The sequence below is a fragment of the Serratia sp. OS31 genome, from assembly GCF_014164835.1.
GTDB lineage: Bacteria > Pseudomonadota > Gammaproteobacteria > Enterobacterales > Enterobacteriaceae > Serratia > Serratia liquefaciens_A.
In genome coordinates this window covers 1-645 of record NZ_JACJFQ010000105.1, presented here as the reverse complement: position 1 = coordinate 645, position 645 = coordinate 1, and the positions used below count along the sequence as shown (strand labels likewise).

At 51.6% G+C, this 645-nt stretch carries 2 pseudogenes; one reads left to right on the top strand and one right to left on the bottom strand.

The window, feature by feature from the left end:
• Nucleotides 1–176 precede the first annotated feature (176 nt).
• A pseudogene (locus H5P17_RS26515) lies at nucleotides 177–423 on the bottom strand (transposase); the annotation flags it as partial.
• A 74-nt stretch (nucleotides 424–497) separates the two neighbouring features.
• Between H5P17_RS26515 and H5P17_RS26510 the strand changes: the two are divergent.
• Nucleotides 498–645, top strand: a pseudogene (locus tag H5P17_RS26510) (integrase core domain-containing protein); the annotation flags it as partial.

The window sequence follows — 645 nt, the reverse complement described above, 5'->3', positions numbered from 1 at the left end:
GGCGCCGTTTGTCGGTGTGTGGCCCTGCATAAGCTGATTATGTGTGTGATTCATAGGCATCGTTTCAATTTTCGCAGCTCAAGTTCAAGCTTGTAATTCTGTTCCTGTATAACATACGTCCAGATGCGCCCGGTAGGCGAGACGGCGAGCTGATTATCTGAGGGTGCGAGGTCAGATATCACCTCAACAGGCAGCAGCGCGGGTGATGACGAAGGTACGATTGTTGCGGGGGAGGCGGCGTGATATGCGTCCTTCGTTTTGCCAAAGCCGTAGCCATTTGAAGATGACGTTATCATTGACGCCGTTTTCACGGGCAATCTGAGCAACGCAGGCTCCGGGACGGGAAGCCAGTTCAACCATACGGAGCTTGAAGTCATTCGAATAATTCTTCCGGGGTTCTTTTCGCCAGGATTGGGTTTCCATACTTAGATGTCCGTCTGTACAGGTGGGCGTCTAAGCTATCAGGACAGGTCAATTAGCTACATGACGCTTACGGGAAAATGCTGGATAAGTGGGTGTATGAGCGTGGGATCTGTATTGATTTTTCCCGGCCGGGAACACCAACGGATAATGCCACAGTGGAGTCATTCAACGGCAGGTTACGCCAGGAGTGCCTGAACGAGAACTGGTTCATGTCGTTGGAGG